This window comes from Pigmentiphaga sp. NML030171, assembly GCF_002188635.1.
In the GTDB taxonomy this organism is placed as follows: Bacteria; Pseudomonadota; Gammaproteobacteria; order Burkholderiales; family Burkholderiaceae_B; genus Pigmentiphaga; species Pigmentiphaga daeguensis.
On sequence record NZ_NINX01000015.1, the window covers coordinates 60,199 to 77,002 of the forward strand.

At 68.3% G+C, this 16,804-nt stretch carries 17 protein-coding genes; 9 read left to right on the top strand and 8 right to left on the bottom strand.

Annotated features, from left to right (window positions below; translation table 11 throughout):
• Positions 1-20: 20 nt before the first annotated feature.
• Genes CDO46_RS02800 through mnmA form a run of 3 tightly spaced genes read left to right on the top strand, consistent with a single transcriptional unit; the run spans position 21 to position 2,403 of the window.
• Entirely contained in the window at positions 21-725 is a 705-nt protein-coding gene (locus CDO46_RS02800; RefSeq protein WP_254914546.1) for a GntR family transcriptional regulator, read from the top strand.
• Positions 726-785: 60 nt separating this feature from the next.
• Positions 786-1,280 (top strand): NUDIX hydrolase, encoded by a 495-nt coding sequence (locus CDO46_RS02805; RefSeq protein WP_087837047.1) that lies wholly within the window; start codon positions 786-788, stop codon positions 1,278-1,280.
• A complete protein-coding gene (gene mnmA / locus CDO46_RS02810) occupies positions 1,267-2,403 on the top strand; it encodes a tRNA 2-thiouridine(34) synthase MnmA (protein ID WP_087837048.1) in 1,137 nt (378 codons plus the stop codon). Before CDO46_RS02805 ends, mnmA begins: the two co-directional genes overlap by 14 nt.
• Before the next feature lie 18 nt (positions 2,404-2,421).
• Here mnmA and CDO46_RS02815 read toward each other — a convergent pair whose 3' ends face one another.
• Together CDO46_RS02815 and CDO46_RS02820 are read right to left on the bottom strand one after the other, a co-directional pair.
• A complete protein-coding gene (locus CDO46_RS02815; RefSeq protein ID WP_087837049.1) occupies positions 2,422-3,345 on the bottom strand; it encodes a dihydrodipicolinate synthase family protein in 924 nt (307 codons plus the stop codon).
• 162 nt (positions 3,346-3,507) lie between these two features.
• Positions 3,508-4,212, bottom strand: a complete 705-nt coding sequence (locus tag CDO46_RS02820; RefSeq protein WP_165963050.1) for a FadR/GntR family transcriptional regulator — start codon at positions 4,210-4,212, stop codon at positions 3,508-3,510.
• Between the two features lie 225 nt (positions 4,213-4,437).
• Between CDO46_RS02820 and CDO46_RS02825 the strand changes: the two genes are divergently transcribed.
• The 3 genes from CDO46_RS02825 to CDO46_RS02835 are packed head-to-tail and all read left to right on the top strand — an operon-like array spanning position 4,438 to position 7,324.
• Positions 4,438-5,562 carry a Re/Si-specific NAD(P)(+) transhydrogenase subunit alpha gene (locus tag CDO46_RS02825; RefSeq protein ID WP_087837051.1) on the top strand — a complete coding sequence of 375 codons (1,125 nt, stop codon included), beginning with the start codon at positions 4,438-4,440 and terminating at the stop codon, positions 5,560-5,562.
• A complete protein-coding gene (locus tag CDO46_RS02830) occupies positions 5,562-5,891 on the top strand; it encodes an NAD(P) transhydrogenase subunit alpha (protein WP_087837052.1) in 330 nt (109 codons plus the stop codon). Before CDO46_RS02825 ends, CDO46_RS02830 begins: the two co-directional genes overlap by 1 nt.
• Positions 5,891-7,324 (top strand): NAD(P)(+) transhydrogenase (Re/Si-specific) subunit beta, encoded by a 1,434-nt coding sequence (locus CDO46_RS02835; RefSeq protein WP_087837053.1) that lies wholly within the window; start codon positions 5,891-5,893, stop codon positions 7,322-7,324. Before CDO46_RS02830 ends, CDO46_RS02835 begins: the two co-directional genes overlap by 1 nt.
• Here the strand turns inward: CDO46_RS02835 and CDO46_RS02840 are convergent.
• Positions 7,308-8,219 carry an alpha/beta fold hydrolase gene (locus CDO46_RS02840; protein ID WP_207958590.1) on the bottom strand — a complete coding sequence of 304 codons (912 nt, stop codon included), beginning with the start codon at positions 8,217-8,219 and terminating at the stop codon, positions 7,308-7,310. The genes CDO46_RS02835 and CDO46_RS02840 overlap by 17 nt on opposite strands.
• A gap of 3 nt (positions 8,220-8,222) precedes the next feature.
• Positions 8,223-8,978: an enoyl-CoA hydratase/isomerase family protein gene (locus CDO46_RS02845; protein WP_087837054.1), complete on the bottom strand. Its 756-nt coding sequence runs from the start codon at positions 8,976-8,978 to the stop codon at positions 8,223-8,225.
• A 112-nt stretch (positions 8,979-9,090) separates the two neighbouring features.
• Between CDO46_RS02845 and CDO46_RS02850 the strand changes: the two genes are divergently transcribed.
• Positions 9,091-10,620, top strand: coding sequence for a class I adenylate-forming enzyme family protein (locus tag CDO46_RS02850; protein WP_087837055.1), 1,530 nt, complete (start codon positions 9,091-9,093; stop codon positions 10,618-10,620).
• A 29-nt stretch (positions 10,621-10,649) separates the two neighbouring features.
• A complete protein-coding gene (locus tag CDO46_RS02855) occupies positions 10,650-11,426 on the top strand; it encodes an IclR family transcriptional regulator (protein WP_217896294.1) in 777 nt (258 codons plus the stop codon).
• 13 nt (positions 11,427-11,439) lie between these two features.
• On the opposite strand, the gene CDO46_RS02860 is transcribed toward CDO46_RS02855, so the two are convergent.
• From CDO46_RS02860 to CDO46_RS02875, 4 genes are all read right to left on the bottom strand, one after another.
• Positions 11,440-12,156 (bottom strand): aspartate/glutamate racemase family protein, encoded by a 717-nt coding sequence (locus CDO46_RS02860; protein WP_207958588.1) that lies wholly within the window; start codon positions 12,154-12,156, stop codon positions 11,440-11,442.
• 19 nt (positions 12,157-12,175) lie between these two features.
• Positions 12,176-13,150 (bottom strand): tripartite tricarboxylate transporter substrate binding protein, encoded by a 975-nt coding sequence (locus CDO46_RS02865; RefSeq protein ID WP_165963049.1) that lies wholly within the window; start codon positions 13,148-13,150, stop codon positions 12,176-12,178.
• A 177-nt stretch (positions 13,151-13,327) separates the two neighbouring features.
• Entirely contained in the window at positions 13,328-14,983 is a 1,656-nt protein-coding gene (locus CDO46_RS02870) for an ATP-dependent DNA ligase (RefSeq protein ID WP_087837058.1), read from the bottom strand.
• Positions 14,980-16,020 (bottom strand): ligase-associated DNA damage response exonuclease, encoded by a 1,041-nt coding sequence (locus CDO46_RS02875; RefSeq protein WP_087837059.1) that lies wholly within the window; start codon positions 16,018-16,020, stop codon positions 14,980-14,982. Before CDO46_RS02875 ends, CDO46_RS02870 begins: the two co-directional genes overlap by 4 nt.
• Before the next feature lie 205 nt (positions 16,021-16,225).
• Between CDO46_RS02875 and ssuE the strand changes: the two genes are divergently transcribed.
• Entirely contained in the window at positions 16,226-16,804 is a 579-nt protein-coding gene (gene ssuE, locus CDO46_RS02880; protein ID WP_087837060.1) for an NADPH-dependent FMN reductase, read from the top strand.

A 16,804-nucleotide genomic window follows, 5' to 3' on the forward strand; every position in this document is an offset into this window, starting at 1 on the left:
ACGGGCTTCATGGAGTTCTCGTGGCTAAGACCCCCGCCCCACCGGCCGATCCCGGCGCCCCCGCCACCCTGGCCACCTCGCTGTACGACCGCATGCGCGCCGATCTGCTGGCGGGCCGGTTGCTGCCGCCCGGGCGCAAGCTGCAGATCGAATTCCTGAGCCATCACTACGGCGCCGGCCAGACCCCCGTGCGCGAGGCGCTGAACCGGCTGACCGCCGACGGCCTGGTGGAGCAGCGCGACCAGCGCGGCTTCGCCGTGGCGGCGGTCAGCCCCGCCGACCTGGTGGAGATCACCAATACCCGCTGCTGGCTGGAAGAGATCGCCCTGCGCAAGTCCATGGCATCCGGCTCCGCGCAATGGGAAGAGGACCTGGTCCTGGCCTTCCATCGCCTGTCCAAGACGCCACGCTCGCTGCGGGACGACCGCTTCGAGGCCAACCCGGAATGGGAACAGCGCCACCGAGCCTTCCACCGGGCGCTGATAGGCGGGTGCGGGTCGCGCTGGCTGATCGGCTTCTGCGAACAGCTGGCGGACCAGTTGTACCGCTATCGCCAGTTGTCGGTGCAGAAGATCTTCCCGGACCGTCCGATCCAGGCCGAACACGAGGCATTGATGGAAGCCATCACGGCGGGCGACGCCGATCGGGCCGTCGAACTGCTGACCGAGCACTACCAGAAGACCGCGCGGATCGTGCTGGATGACCCCGAGGCCTTCGAGGGATAGCCGGCCGCGCCGGCGCCCCCCTTTGATAAAATCCCCCATGGATCCGAACGAGTACCCTCCATGGTCTGGACGCCCCGAGTCACCGTCGCCGCCGTGATCGAGCGCGACGGCAAGTTTCTGGTCATCGAGGAAGACACCGGCGACGGCGTCAGGCTGAACCAGCCGGCCGGCCACCTCGAAGCCGGCGAGTCGCTCGAGTGCGCCGTCAGGCGCGAAACCCTGGAAGAGACCGCGCATCCCTTCGTACCGTCGGGATGGTTGGGCACGTACCTGTGGCGCCCCGAAGCCGCCGATGCGCCGACTTTCCTGCGCTTCGCTTTCGTGGGCGAGGCAGGCCAGCCGATTCCCGGCCGCGCCCTGGACGAAGGCATACGCCGCGCGTTCTGGATCTCCGCCGACGAACTGCGCGCCCGGCAGGCCGAGCACCGCAGTCCGCTGGTCATGCGCTGCGTGGACGACTATCTGCGCGCGCGGGCGTCGGGCCGGCCGTGGCTGGCGCTGGACGCGCTCTACACACATACGGCAATCGTGGATACGCATCATGGCAAGCAGTAAGGGACGCATCGTAGTGGGCATGTCCGGCGGCGTGGATTCGTCGGTCAGCGCCTGGCTGCTGAAACAGCAGGGCTACGAGGTGGTCGGCCTCTTCATGAAGAACTGGGAGGACGACGACGATTCCGAGTACTGCTCGACCCGCCAGGACTGGCTGGACGCCGCCAGCGTGGCCGACGTGATCGGCATCGACATCGAGGCGGTGAACTTCGCCGCCGAATACAAGGACCGCGTGTTCGCGGAATTCCTGCGCGAATATTCGGCCGGCCGCACGCCCAACCCCGACGTGCTGTGCAACGCCGAGATCAAGTTCAAGGCCTTCCTGGACCATGCCATGCGCATGGGCGCCGAACACATCGCCACCGGCCACTACGCGCGCGTGCGCCGCGTCGAGTCGGGACCGCAGGCGGGCCGCCATCAATTGCTCAAGGCCCTGGACGGCACCAAGGACCAGAGCTATTTCCTGCACCGGCTGAACCAGGAACAACTGTCGCGCACGGTGTTCCCGCTGGGCGAGATCCGCAAGACCGAGGTGCGGCGCATCGCTCATGAGCTTGGCCTGTCCAATGCCGCCAAGAAGGACTCCACCGGCATCTGCTTCATTGGCGAACGCCCGTTCCGCGAGTTCCTGAACCGCTACCTGCCCACCCAGCCCGGCCCCATCCTGACGTCCGAAGGCCAGCGCGTGGGCCGGCACGTCGGGCTGTCGTTCTACACGCTGGGCCAGCGCAAGGGCCTGGGCATAGGCGGCGTGAAGGGCCGCCAGCAGGAGGACGGCACCGCGGACGCCTGGTACGTGGCGAAGAAGGACCTGGCGTCCAACACGCTATACGTGGTGCAGGGCCACGACCATCCCTGGCTGCTGAGCCACGCCTTGCAAGCCCAGCAAGCCTCCTGGATCGCCGGCGAGCCCCCCGCCCCCGGCACCTACGGCGCCAAGACCCGTTACCGCCAACCCGACGCCGCCTGCACGCTGCAGCACGCCCAGGGCGAAGCCTTCGAGCTGGGCTTCCCCGAAGCGCAGTGGGCCGTCACCCCGGGCCAGTCCGCCGTCCTCTACGATGGCGAAGTCTGCCTGGGCGGCGGAATCATTGCCCTCCCCTCTTGCCCTTCGGGCGCCCGCTGAAGGGGGCGGCGCAAGGGGCTACCTCAACCCCGGCATGTCGAAGCCCAGTTCCTCCAGCTTGCCGATCAGCTCCGCCTCTTGCTCCCCCGGCAGCTCGGTCAACGGCGGCCGCACGGCGCGCCAGGCCTGGTCTTGCGCGAAATAAGAGATGATCGCCTTCAGCGCCGGGATCATCGAATACTTCTGCACCAGTTCGCGAGTCTGGGTGACCTTCTGCTGCAGCGCTTCGGCGTCGGGACCCTGCCAGTTGGCGTAGAGCTGGCTGATGGGACCCGGGTTGATGTTGCCGGTGGCCGTGATGCAGCCCTTGCCGCCCGCGCGCAGGCCGCGCAGCAGCAGTGTTTCGCTGGCGGGGAAGACGTCGAAGCCGGTCGAGGCGAAGGCGTCGATGACGGACTTGGAGTAGTTCCAGTCGCCGGACGAGTCCTTCAGGCCCACGACGGTGTCGGGATAGGCCTTGATCAGGCGCTCGATCAGCGGCAGCGAGATCGGCACCTGCGACACGGGCGGGATGTGATACAGGTAGACGCGCAGCGCCGAGTCGCCGACGTTCTCGATGACCTGGCTGTAGTAGCGGAACAGGCCCTCGTCGGGCACGCTCTTGTAGAAGAACGGCGGCAGCATCAACACGCCGGCCGCGCCGTGCTTGACGGCGGCGGCGGTCAGTTGCGAGGCCTCGGGCACCGAGCAGGCGCCGGTGCCCGGCATCAGCTTGGCGCCGGGGATGCCGTCGGCGACGAGCCTGCCCATCAATTCGATCTTCTCGGTGGCCGACAGCGAGTTGGCCTCGCTGTTGGTGCCGAAGATGGCCAGGCCGGCGCAGCCGCTGTCGAGCAGCCACTGGCAATGGCGGGCGAAGCGGTCGGCATCGGGCAGCATGTCGGGCTGGAACGGCGTGACGACCGGGGCAAGCAGGCCTTGCAGGCGGGGAGGTGCGGACATGTCTCTCTTCCTTCTTACGGGGGGTTGATCATTCATGGGGCTGGGCGCCACGTTGGTCGATGAAACGGCAACCCCTCCAGGGCACAGCGGATCCGGCTCCGCCGGGCCGCCAGTGCCGCCCCTCGAGGGGCGCGCGCAAGCGCGTAGGGGTGGGCTCCATCCTCAGTGGGCTTGGATGCGTTGCAGGCGGGCCATCGCGTTGCTCATGTGGGCATGGGCGGCCTGCCGGGCGGCTGCGGGGTCGTGCGCGGCGATGGCCTCGTAGATGGCTTCGTGTTCCATCGTGATGTCGGTCAGCCAGCCGGCCAGCTCGCAATTGCGGCGGCTGATGGAAAGCTGGTTGCGGGTATGGCGTTCCAGGAACTCGAAGAAATCGTCGTAGACCGGGTTGTTGGCGGCGCGCGCGATGGCCCGGTGGAACAGGATGTCTTCCTCGACCCCGTCGCCGCCGCGCAGGCTGGCCTGGTTCAGGACTTTCAACGCCTGGCGGATCTCCTTGACCTGCGCCGGGGTCGCGCGGGCGGCTGCCAGGGCGGCGGCCTCGGTCTCCACGCCTATCCGCAGCTCGAACACCTGCTGCACGACGGCGTTCGCCTCTTGCCGCTCGCCGCCGATGCGGAACGGCCGGCCCGCTGGTGTGGCCGCGACGAAGGCCCCCAGCCCCTGGCGCGTCGTGACCAGGCCATCGGACTTCAGGCGCGCGATGGCCTCGCGCACCACGGTGCGGCTGACGCCGAAATCGGCGGCCAGGCGTTCTTCGGTGGGCAGGCGGCTGCCGGCCTCGCGCTCGCCCGACACGATCTGCGTGGCGAGCACTTCGCTGAGCTGCTCGGCCAGGTTGCTGCTGCGCAAGGGAGTCGATGACATGCGAAGGCGTGACCGGGGAAGGTTCAAAGCACACATATTGCCCGGTTATCATACAACCCGTCAACCTGGGGACAGCCGCCGGCCGGTGCTGCCGGCCCTGCCCGGCGCGGCCGATTTGACCGGGCATGCTAGGATGCTCCGGGCGACGCGAGGGGAATCGCAACAGGCCGCGCAAGACGGCAACGCCCTTGCGTTCGACCGCCACAACGCAACGAGGAGAATCTCATGAAGATTGGGGTCCCGACTGAAATCCGGCCGGGGGAGACACGTGTTGCCGCAACGCCGGAAACCGTGAAGAAAATGTCGGCAGGCGGCAACCAGGTACTGGTGCAGGCCGGCGCCGGACGGCTGGCCAGCTTCCCCGACGAAGCCTATGCCGCCGCGGGCGCCACGCTGGTGCCCGATGCCGCGCAGGTCTACGCGCAGGCCGAACTGGTGCTGAAAGTCCAGGCGCCGCAGGAGTCCGAGCTGGCGCAACTGCGCGCGGGCCAGATCCTGCTGGGCATGCTGAACCCCTTTGACGCCGAAGGCCTGGAGAAACTCGCCGCCACCGGCGTGACCGGCTTCTCGCTCGAGGCCGCGCCGCGCATCACGCGCGCGCAAAGCCTGGACGTGCTGTCCTCGCAGGCCAACATCGCGGGCTACAAGGCGGTCATCGTCGCGGCCGACCACTACGGCCGCTTCATGCCCATGCTGATGACCGCCGCCGGCACCGTCAAGGCCGCGCGCGTCGTCGTGCTGGGCGCCGGCGTGGCGGGACTGCAGGCCATCGCCACCGCCAAGCGGCTGGGCGCGGTGGTCGAGGCCTCGGACGTGCGGCCCGCCGCCAAGGAACAGATCGAATCGCTGGGCGCCAAGTTCATCGACGTGCCCTACGAGACCGACGAGGAACGCGAGATCGCCCAGGGCGTGGGCGGCTACGCCCGGCCCATGCCGGCGGCATGGATGGCGCGCCAGGCGGCGCTGGTGGCCGAACGCTGCAAGCAGGCCGACATCGTCATCACGACCGCGCTGATCCCGGGCCGCCCCGCGCCCGTGCTCGTCAGCGAGGAAACCGTGGCCGGCATGAAGCCGGGCTCGGTCATCGTCGACCTGGCGGTGGAACGCGGCGGCAACTGCCCGCTGTCCCGGCCCGACCAGGTGGTCGAGGCGCACGGCGTGAAGATCGTCGGCTACACCAACCTCGCCGCGCAGGTGGCCACCGACGCGTCCGCCCTGTACGCCCGCAACCTGCTGGACTTCCTGAAGCTGGTGGTCGCCAAGGATGGCGCCCCCGCCATCCAGCGCGAAGACGAGATCGTTGCCGCCTGCATGGTGTGCGATGCCAACCGCGTGCTGAGGAACAAGTAATGGAACTCATCGACCACACCATCATCAACCTCATCATCTTCGTGCTGGCCATCTACGTGGGCTACCACGTGGTCTGGAACGTCACTCCCGCCCTGCACACCCCGCTGATGGCCGTCACCAACGCCATCTCCGCCATCATCATCGTCGGCGCCATGCTGGCCGCGGCGCTGACCGACACCGGCCTGGGCAAGGCCATGGGCGTGCTGGCCGTCGCGCTGGCCGCGGTCAACGTGTTCGGCGGCTTCCTGGTCACGCGGCGCATGCTCGAGATGTTCCGCAAGAAGCCCAAGGCCGCGCCGGCCGAGGCCGCCAAGCAGGAGGCCCGCTGATGCTATCGCTCAACGTCGTCACCCTGCTCTACCTGGTCGCCTCGGTGTGCTTCATCCAGGCGCTCAAGGGCCTGTCGCACCCCACGACCTCGCGCATGGGCAATACCTTCGGCATGGTCGGCATGGCCATCGCCGTGCTGACCACCGCCGCGCTGATCGGCAAGCTCGCCGCCGAGCCGCTGGCCGGCCTGGGCTGGGTCGTGCTGGGCCTGCTGGTCGGCGGCACCGCCGGCACCATCATGGCCAAGCGCGTGGAAATGACCAAGATGCCCGAGCTCGTGGCCTTCATGCACAGCATGATCGGCCTGGCCGCGGTGTTCATCGCCATCGCGGCGGTGGCCGAGCCGCATGCCTTCGGCATTGCCGATCCGGGCATCCCCATTCCCACCGGCAACCGCATCGAGCTGTTCATCGGCACCTTCGTGGGCGCGATCACCTTCTCCGGATCGGTCATCGCCTTCGGCAAGCTGTCGGGGCGCTACAAACTGCGCGTGTTCCGTGGCGCGCCGGTGGTGTTCGCCGGCCAGCACATGCTGAACCTGCTGCTGGCCGTCGTCATGGTCGGATGCGGCATCTGGTTCGCGGTCACCCAGGAGTGGACCCCGTTCGTCATCATGACGGCCATCGCCTTCGTGCTGGGCGTGCTCATCATCATCCCCATCGGCGGCGCCGACATGCCCGTCGTGGTGTCGATGCTGAACAGCTACTCCGGGTGGGCGGCGGCCGGCATCGGCTTCTCGCTCAACAACCCCATGCTGATCATCGCCGGCTCGCTGGTGGGCTCGTCGGGCGCGATCCTGTCCTACATCATGTGCAAGGCGATGAACCGGTCGTTCTTCAACGTGATCCTGGGCGGCTTCGGCGGCGACGCCTCGGCGGCCGGCGCGGCGGGCGAACAGCAGCAGCGCAGCGTCAAGTCGGGCAGCCCCGACGATGCCTCCTTCATGCTGACCAACGCCGAGACCGTGGTGATCGTGCCGGGCTACGGCCTGGCCGTGGCGCGCGCACAGCATGCGCTGAAGGAACTCACCACCAAGCTGACCGAGAAGGGCGTGAACGTGAAGTACGCGATCCATCCGGTGGCCGGCCGCATGCCGGGGCACATGAACGTGCTGCTGGCGGAAGCCGAAGTGCCGTATGACCAGGTGTTCGAAATGGAGGACATCAACTCCGAGTTCGGCCAGGTCGACGTGGTGCTGGTGCTGGGCGCGAACGACGTGGTGAACCCCGCCGCGAAGAACGATCCCAAGTCTCCCATCGCGGGCATGCCCATCCTCGAGGCCTACAAGGCACGCACCATCATCGTCAACAAGCGGTCGATGGCGGCGGGCTACGCGGGCCTGGACAACGAGCTGTTCTATCTCGACAAGACCATGATGGTGTTCGGCGACGCGAAGAAGGTCGTCGAGGACATGGTCAAGGCGGTCGAGTAGTACCCGCCGTCCTGCCGCCCTGAAAAAGCGCGCGCAGGACGGCAATCAACGCCATCGGCTGGTCCAGCATCAGGTAATGGTGGGCCTGTGGCACGACCACGGGCCCACGCCCATGCCGCAGATGCGCCACGATGCGCTCGGCGTCCTCCTGCCGGATGACACTGCTGAATTCCCCCCGCACGTAGTCCACGGGAATCTCCAGGCCGGCGAGCAGTTCCGACATGTCTCCCTCGTGCGGGCCCGGCGGCAGGTGGGGATCGAATTTCCACAGCCAGCCGCCCTGCTGCCGCCTGAGCGCATGGCGGGCGACGTGATCGACCAGGAACGCGTTGTCGCAGGGTTGCGGCGGCGTCAGCCGGTACCGGGCGCGCGCGCTGGCGAAGTCCGGATACGGTTCGAGCCGGGGACGCCTGGGCGGCGCGGCGTGGCTGGGTGGACTGTCGGCCAGGCGGCAGATGCTGTCCACCGCCACGACGTGCCGGATCCGGTCGGGAAAATCCGCGGCGGCGCGCAGGGCGCGTGCGCCGCCGAAGCTATGCCCCACCACGACCGCCGGCCCCAGCGCCGCATGCTCGATCACGGCGCCGATGTCGGCCGCGAAGCCCTGCGCGGTGTAGGCGGCACGGTGGCCGCTGTCGCCCATGCCCGACAAGTCCATGGACACGACCCGGAAGGCGTCGGCGAAGTACGGGGCGATGAAATCCCAGTAGCGGGCGTGCGCGCGGTAGCCATGCACGAACAACAGGCCGGGCTTGTGGGTGTGCTCGAGCCCCCAGGCCAGATAGTGCAGGCGCGCGCCATCGGCCATGACCCAGCATGATTCGGCCGGCCGGGCCATGGCGCGCAGATACCAGTCGGGTCCGGCCGAGGGCGCCGCCGCTTCGCTCGCCTGCACCGCTCAGTCCAGGCGGGCTCGGGGTTGCGCGCCGGCGGCATTGAGGACGGATGCATGGCGGCTGGACGCGGCGATGTCCAGGCGGGCCTGGGCGACCTCTTGCATATGCCGGGCGATGGTGGCGCGGCGCTCGGCCAGCACCAACCGCTTGGTCAGGCGATTGGCATGGAAGGAATTGCCTGCCAGCTTGCGCGCCAGCGCCAAGGCTTCGGCATAGGGATCGGCGGCGACCCGGTTCACCAGGCGGATGGCCTGCGCTTCTTCGGCCGAGTAGGCCCGGCCGGTCAGCATGATCTCGAGCGCGGCCGCTTCGCCCACCAGGCCGGGCAACGTGATGTCGCTGATGCCGGATAGCATGCCGTGTTCGACTTCGGGGAAGGACAGGCGCGCGTCCGGGCCGGCGATGCGCAGATCGCAATGGATGGCCAGCGTCAGGCCAAAACCGATGACATAGCCATGCAGGGCGGCGACCACGGGCTTGGTGAGTTCCACGCCCACGGACGGAATCGCGTTGGCCAGGATGTCGGTGCCGACGGTGCCGCCGGTCTCTTTCATCGCCTTGAAATCGGAGCCGGCCGAGAATGCCCGGGGGCCTGCCCCCCGCATCACCACGGCCCGGACCTCGTCACGCGCCTCGGCCTGCCGCCATATGTCCGCCAGCGCCTGCTTGTGCGCGGCGTCCAGCGCATTCAGCCGCTCGGGACGATTCAGCGTGACGACGAACACGCCATCGCCCATGCCTTCGAATTCGATGCTCATCGATTGCTCCGCCGTGCCCCGGTTGCAAGGCACATCCTGGACGATTTTAGGAAGAGTTTGTATAGAGCACAACTTGTGTTTATTATGAACATATCGCCCTTCATCGCCCGCCATGAGCATCCCCGCGCTTCTCGAACAAGCCCGCCGGGCCTGGCCCGACCGCTGCGCCCTGATCGACGCGGACAGCGGCCGAAGCTACGGCTTTCCCGAACTGGTGGGCGAAGTGTTCGCCTTCTCGCACCGGCTGCTCGCGGCGTTCGACACCCGGCCGGGCGACCGCGTCGCGCTGCTGGGAGACGCCACGCCGGCTTTCCTGTTCGCCGACTATGGCGTGATGAGCGCGGGCCGCGTCCGGGTATCGCTGGACCCTGCCCTCGACCCGGCCGAACACCTCGCCCAGTTGCACGACTCCGGCGCGAAGGTGCTGCTGTACTGCCCGTCGCACGCCGACCGGGTGCAGGCGCTGCGACCGGGCCTGCAGGACTGCGGCATCGATGCCCGTCCGCTCGACAGCCTGGCGGGCGAAGCCGGGGCGGCCACGACCGGCCTGCATCCACCTGTCCCATGCGAACCGGACCGGATCGCGGCGCTGAACTACACGGGCGGCACCACGGGCATGCCCAAGGCCGTCGTGCATACGCACGGCAGCTATGCAGCGGCCCTTCACAACATCGTGGCGGCGCGCCGGCCATGGACGGGCGACCGGATGCTGAACATGCGGCCGCTCTGGCCGATCGCGGCGATATCGCTGCTGGCCCATCTGCTGCAAGGCGGCACGCTCATCCTCGGCGGCCATTTCGAGCCCCGGCGCTTTCTCGAGCTGGCGGCGCGATACCGGCCGACCTGCACATCGCTGGTCCCCACGCACCTGGTCCGCATCCTCAGGGTGCTGCCCGACGTGCACGTCGATCTCGGCTCGCTGGCCTGCATCGAAATCGGCGCCGCCGCCATGCCGCCGGAACTGTTCGAGCAGGCAGTGGCCGCCTTCGGTCCCGTTTTTTCCGTCATCTATGGGCTGACCGAAGCACCGTGGACCTGCTATCGGCCGCCGTCCGCCGCCTCCGAACTGCTGGCCGATCCGGCCGGCACGCTGGGACTGGTCGGCCCCACGACCGACCGCGCCGAAATCGCCATCGGCGACGGCCGTACCGTCCTGCCCGCGGGCACGGTCGGCGAAGTGCTGATACGCGGCGGCCACGTCATGCAAGGCTATTGGAACCAGCCGGAGCTGACGGCTGCCGTGCTGGACGGCGCATGGTTCCACACCGGCGACCTGGGCTGTCTCGACGCCCGGGGCCGATTGCGCATACAGGGACGAGCCAAGGCCATCATCCGCACGGGCGGTAAATCGGTGCAGCCGGCCGAGGTGGAGCAGGTGCTGTGCAGCCATCCTTCGGTGCTCGAAGCCGCGGTCGTCGGCATCGCGGACCCCGAGTGGGGAGAAATCGTCGCCGCCGCCATCGTCGCGCGGCCCGGCTCCCGCCCCAGCCACGACGAGCTGGCGGCGTTCTGCCGGGAACGCCTGTCCGCGCACAAGCGCCCCAAGCGCACGGTGTTCATGGACGCCCTGCCGCGCTCCCATTACGGTAAAGTGTTGACCCGGAAGGTCCAGGACGCGATCGCCGCCGCCCGCCAAGACTGAACTCCCTTTAGCGTGAACAGGCCCTAGCCTTGCAGACGACGCCAGAACACCGCCAGCCGGATGCCGACAGCACCGGACGGGTGCAATCCATAGACCGCGCCTTCATGGTGCTGCGCGAACTGGCCAGCACGCCCCAGGGCGCCACGGCGCTGGACCTGTCGCGCCGCACGGGCATAGAACGGACCACCGTCCATCGCCTGCTCAAGACACTCGTGCACTGGGACATGGTCACGGCCGACGACGGCGCCTATGCCTTGGGCCCCGAGTGCCTGCTGTTCGCCACGGCGCACGCCAGCCGGCTCAACGTGCGGCGCGCCGCGCTGCCCTACGCGGTCGAACTGCAGGAGAAAGTCCTGCACGGCCGTTCCGCGCTGGTGTCGATCTCGGTGCCGGCGCGCGACCGGGTCATCATCGTCGAACGCATCTGGACGCCGCGCACGCCGATGAACGTCATCATCGATATCGGCAACCAGTTCCCCATCGACGATTGCGCCAGCGGCAAAGCCATCCTGTCCACGTATGCCGACGACCTGTGCCTGGCCACGCTGGGCCAGGCCCGTTTCGACAAGGTCCGCCCCGCGCTGCGGAAAATCCGCCAGGCAGGGGGATTCTGCGCCACCGTGGGCCAGTACAAGCGCGGGCTGGCCTCGCTCGCCTGCCCCTTCCACGGACGGAGCCCGGCGGCGCTCGGCGCCATCGTCGTCTCCGGACTGGACCTGAATGACTGCCTGGACACGGGCTCGTCGCTGGCACAGCACCTGTACCGAGCGTGCGAGAACGTCTCGTCCGCGCTCCAGCACGGCTGACGCCGCGCGGCCGTCAGGCCGCCGGGTAACGGCGCGGCCGCAGTCCCGCCTGGAACCAGTTGATCAGCGATACGCCGTCGAACACCGGAATGCCGAAGCGCTCCGCGATGTCGGCGCTGAACGGCGTCATGTTGGCGCACTCGGACACGATGGCGCCGACGTCCGGATGGCGGTCCAGCAGCCGCTCGGCGGCCTGGAGCACCTCGACACGCATCGTCTCGTGGCGCGGCACGACATCGCCCGACTTGATGGCGGTGACGAATACCGAGTCGGCCGGCATGCCCTCGACGGGCGTGCCGGCATCCACGCCCACCGCCTCCAGGTGCGAGGCATGCAGGCTCTCCTTGCTGAAGGTCAGTATCCCCACCCGCTTGTCCGGCGCGATCAGGCGCTGCGCCAGCGGAACCTGGAGCAGGCTGCTGGAGGCCACGGGCACGCCGCAGGCCGCCGCCAGTTCCCGCTGGTACAAGGCCAGGAAACCGCAAGTCGTGGCGATGCCGTCGACGCCGCCGGCGACCAGGTCCCGCGCCGCGGCCTTGAAGTCGTCCAGCAACCCCGAGGATTCCAGCGCCATCATCTTGTCCGGCGTCGCGCCTTCGACGATGCGGTACTGCACGGGGAAGTCCCAGGTACCCGCATGGCCGACATCGCCCGGCAGGCGGCAAAACCCGGTCTTGACCATCAGGATGCCGACGGTCACGCCGTGGAAAGTCTTCTTGCGTCCAGCCACCGTTGTTCCCCCGTCCCGATCACTTGGGTTCGATCTTCGCATCCGCGACAGCCTGCGCGTACTTCTTGCTTTCCTGCCGGACATAGTCGCCGAACTGCTTGCCCGTGACCGTGCCGGCAACCATCCCCTGCTTGTCCAGCCAGGCCTTGAATTGCGGCGATCCCAGCACCTTCGTCAAGCCAGCCTGGATACGCCTGGACACGGCTTCGGGCATGCCGGCGGGGCCCCACATGCCGTACCACGAGACGAAGTCCATGTCGGGCACGCCAGCCTCGCCCAGGGTGGGCACCGAAGGCAACAGCGCGCTGCGGCGCTCGCCCGTGACGGCGATGGCCTTCAGGCGGCCGGTACTGACGAAGGGCAAGGTAGTCAGCACGGGATCCATGATCGCGCTCAACTGGCCGCCCACGATGTCCGTCAGCGCGGGGGCGGACCCCTTGTAGATCACCATCGGGATCGACGTGCCCGCCCGGACGTTGAAGGTTTCCATGGCCAGGTGGCCGCCGGAACCGAAGCCCCCCACGCCAAAGTTGATCTTGTCCGGATGCGCCTTGGCCTCTTTGATGAAATCGCCGACCGTGGCGATGCCGCTTTGCGGCGACACGACGAAGACCAGGGGTGTGCTGGCCACCATGCCGATAGGCGTGAAGTCCTTGTGCAGATCGAAGCGCTGCTTCTCTTTCATCACGAGCGGGTTGACGATGACCGTGCTGGCCGTCAGCAGCAGCACATGGCCATCGGGCTCGGCGCCGGCGACATATTCCGCGCCGATGTTGCCGGAGGCTCCCGCCCGGTTCTCGACCACCACCTGCTGCCCGAACTCCTCGGACAACTGCGCGGCAAGCGCGCGCGACAGGGCATCGACCGTTCCACCCGGAACATAGGGCGCGACGATTCGCACCGGCTTGACGGGGAACCCCTGCGCCGATGCCGTGCCCGCCGCAAGAGCAAGGACAGCCGCCGCGCCCGCCGCCATTCTCTTCATCATCATCATGAACGCTTCCTCTGGCCGATGGAAGGAGCCGGAGCATCTGCGGGGATGCATGCCGGCACCCTCGGTTGATTGTTCGCAATATGGACAATATGTGCGAATCACGGCTAGGTTATGCGCGACGCTCCGTCCGGTCAACGAATTTTTAGGAAGAGATTCATGGCGTCCGGAAATGAGGCGTCACGGCTCGGCCGACGTCGCGGGCAACAAGGCCGACAGCGTTTCCAGCGTGTCGGCCTCTTCCACCGGCTTGTCCTGCCGCCAGCGCAACATGCGCGGAAAGCGCACCGCGATGCCGCTCTTGTGGCGCGTGCTGCGCGCGATCCCTTCAAATCCCAGTTCGAACACCAGGGTCGGCAGTACGCTGCGGACCGGGCCGAAGGTCTCCTGCGTGGTCTTGCGCACGATGGCATCCACCTGGCGGATCTCGTCGTCGGTCAGGCCCGAATAGGCCTTGGCGAACGGGACCAGGCCGCGTCCGGGCGTTCCCGGAGGCGCGTCCCAGACGGCGAAGGTGTAGTCGGTGTAGAGGCTGGCGCGGCGGCCATGCCCCTTCTGGGCGTAGATCAGCACGGCGTCCACCGAATAGGGATCCACCTTCCATTTCCACCACAGCCCCACGTCCTTGCTGCGCCCCACGCCGTAGCTGCCGCCGGCCTGCTTGAGCATCATGCCTTCCACGCCGCGCTCGCGCGAGCTCTCGCGCAGCCGGGCGTAGTCTTCCCAGGAGCTCTCCAGCAGCAGCGGACTGGGCAGCAACCCGGCACTTCCGGCGTCGGCCAGCAATGCGTCCAATGCGGCGCGGCGCTCGCGCTGGGGCCGGGCGCGCCAGTCCTGGCCCTCCAGCTCCAGCAGGTCGTAGGCCAGCAACGCCACGGGTATGTCGCGCAGGATGCGCGGGGTCAGGGTCTTGCGGCCGATCCGCTGCTGCAATTGCGCGAAGGGCTGCACCCTGCCCTCCTTGTGGACCACGATCTCGCCGTCCAGGACGGTCCCTTCGGGCAAGGCCGCCGCGGCCTGGAGCAGCTCGGGAAAACGGTCGCTGACCAGTTCCTCGCCGCGCGACCACAGCCAGGCTCCGCCCGCGCGTCGCACCAGTTGCGCCCGGATGCCGTCCCATTTCCATTCCACCAGCCAATCGGCGGGCGGGCCCAGCAGCCGCTCGAAGTCGGCGATATCCGCCTGCAAGGGATGGGCGAGGAAGAACGGATACGGCATCCCGCTTTCCTGGCGGCCGGCAGGCGCCTCGGCCGCGATCAGCGCCAGATAGCCCTGGGCCGAGGGCAATGCGTTCAGGTCGGTATAGCCCACCATGCGCTGCGCGATCTCCTTCGCGTCCACGCCGGCCAGCTCGGCCAGCACGCGCGTCACCAGCAGCCGCGACACCCCCACGCGGAAGCTGCCGGTGATGAGCTTGGTGAAGACCAGCCGGCCACGCGTGTCGAGCCGGCTCCAGGCCTCCAGCAAGCGGGGCTTCAAGGGTCCGGGGTCCATGCCGCGCAGCGGCAACAGGCTGTGCTCCATCCAGGCGGCCAGGCTGGCATCGTCAGCGTGCGGCGTGTCGGGCAGCAACAAGGCGATGGTCTCGGCCAGGTCTCCCACGGCCTGGTAGCTTTCCTCGAACAGCCACTCGGGAACGCCGGCGGCCTCGCGCGCATATTCCTTCAGCAGCTTCGCGGGCACCAGTTGTCGCGGTTTGCCGCCGGCCAGGAAATACACCGCCCAGGCGGCATCGGCCGGCGGCGCATGGCGCAGGTAGTCGAGCATGGCCGCCCGCTTGCCCAGGCTGGAGGTCGTGGCGTCGAGCGCGGCATAAAGATCGACGAAGGCTTTCATGCGTCGTCCGCCGGTGTCGCCGGATCGCCGATGTCGCCATCCTCTTCGTCGCCATCCTCTTCGTCGCCGTACTCGGTGGCGAAGGTCTCGGCATCCAGGCCGCGCTCGCGCAGCCAGCGCACCATGGCGTGCGCGCTGCCATGGGTCACGAAGACCCGCTGCGCCCCGGTGGCCTCGATGGCGCGCTGCAAGGCCGGCCAGTCGGCATGGTCGGACAGCACGAAGCCGCGGTCCACGCCCTTGCGTCGCTGGTTGCCCCGCACCCGCATCCAGCCGCTGGCATAGCCGTCGGAATGATCCCCGAAGCGCCGGAGCCAGGGCGAGCCCTGGGCCGAAGGCGGCGCCAGCACCAACGCCCGCCGCAGCATGGACCGGTCGGCAACGTCGGTCACGCGCGGCGCGGCGGGCAAGTCGACGCCGCTGCGGCGATACGCGTCATTGAGCACGGCCACGGCGCCATGCGCGATGACCGGCCCGATGGCCGGGTCCACGCTGGCCAGGACGCGCTGCGCCTTGCCGAAGGCGTAGCAGAACAGCACCGAGGCGCGTCCCGCGTCGGCGTTCCGCCGCCACCAGTCGTCGACCTCGCTGAACAGCGCCTCGCGGCCAGGCCAGCGATAGATGGGCAGGCCGAAGGTCGATTCGGTGATGAAGACATGGCAGCGCACCGGCTCGAAGGGTGCGCAGGTGGGATCGGCCTCGAGCTTGTAGTCGCCCGATGCCACCCAGACCTCGCCGCGATACTCGATGCGCACCTGGGCCGAGCCCAGCACGTGGCCGGCCGGATGCAGGGAAACCCTGACCCCGTTCATCTCCACCGCCTGCCCATAGTCCAGCGTCTGCAGCGGGATGTCGCCCAGGCGGATGCGCAGCACCTGTTCGCCCGCCGCGGCGGCCAGGTAGGCGCCGTGCCCCGCGCGGGCATGGTCGGCGTGGGCATGGGTGATCACCGCCCGTTCGACGGGGCGCCACGGATCGATATGGAAGCGCCCGGGCGGGCAGTACAGCCCGTCGCGGGTGGCGACGACGAGATCCATCGGCGGTTTCCGCATAAGCCAATAACCGGAAGATATGAGCGCCGCCGGGCGTACACAAGCCGGGGGTCGCAAGCGGATGGTTCGGTTCGTGAGCAGATGTGAACGAGCCGCTTGTACGCCGAGCTTCTGAGCAAATGCGAATTTCTTGGTTGGGTTCCGCGGATGGCTGGCTTATGGTGACAGCCTCGACATTCGGCAGCCCGCCATGCACTCGATACTGACCATTACCGGCAGCCCCTCGGCCGTCTCGCGCTCGACCCTGCTGGCCCAGACCCTGGACGCGCACCTGGAACAGGCGGGCTATGCCACCCGCTCGCTGAACGTGCGCGACCTGCCCGCCCAGGCCTTGCTGTCGGCCGACACCACCGACGCCCATATTGCCGCCGCGCTCCGGTCCCTGGCGCCGGTCGATGCCGTGATCATCGCCACGCCCATCTACAAGGCGGCCTACAGTGGAATACTGAAGACCTTCCTGGACCTGCTTCCCCAGACCGCGCTACAGGGCAAGGTCGTCCTGCCGCTGGCCACGGGAGGCTCGCCGGCCCACCTGCTGGCCGTGGACTATGCCCTGCGGCCCGTGCTGAACGCGCTTGGGGCGCGGCACATACTCAGCACGGTGTATGCCGCCGATGCGCAGATCACCGGCGACTCGGTCACAGGCTATCAACTCTCGCAGGACATCGCCGCCCGGCTGCTGGGCGGCTTGCGCGAGCTGAACGCAAGCCTGGGCGTGCGCGTCCCGCGCATCCAGCCGGTGGAAGTGCGGGAACGCCTGTACGCCTGA